Annotated in this window: 1 protein-coding gene; it reads left to right on the forward strand. The window is 69.1% G+C overall.

The features are described from left to right. On the forward strand, window positions 1–316 hold a 316-nt coding region (locus B2P82_RS03300), incomplete at its 5' end, for a hypothetical protein (RefSeq protein WP_290495136.1). Window positions 317–366: the final 50 nt, after the last annotated feature.

Genomic DNA, 366 nt, shown 5'->3' on the forward strand with positions numbered 1-366 from the left:
CCGAGCGCGATGCGCTCTGGGCGCGGCTCGAGGGCGCGAACTTTGCGACAGGCGAAGAGAAGCGAAAGCTTGCGGGGCTGCAGCCATGAAGCTCGACCGGAAAGTGACGGTAGGATTCCTCGTCGCCGTGCTGGTGCAGACCGGCGGGGCGCTGGTCTGGGCGGGCGCGGCAGCGGAGCGGATTTCCACGCTGGAAGACACGGTGCGCGATCGCCGCAGCGTGGTCGAGCGGCTGGCGCGTGTCGAGGAGGGCGTGGACCGGATGGAAAGCCAGCTGGACCGGATCGAGCGGCGATTGGAGGGCGCGGATGAGTAGGGGTGTGTTTCCTGGGGGGAGTCCGGTGGACCCCCACCTGTCCTCCCCCT

Origin of the sequence: Hyphomonas sp. UBA4494 (genome assembly GCF_002388935.1) — a bacterium.
Taxonomy (GTDB): domain Bacteria; phylum Pseudomonadota; class Alphaproteobacteria; order Caulobacterales; family Hyphomonadaceae; genus Hyphomonas.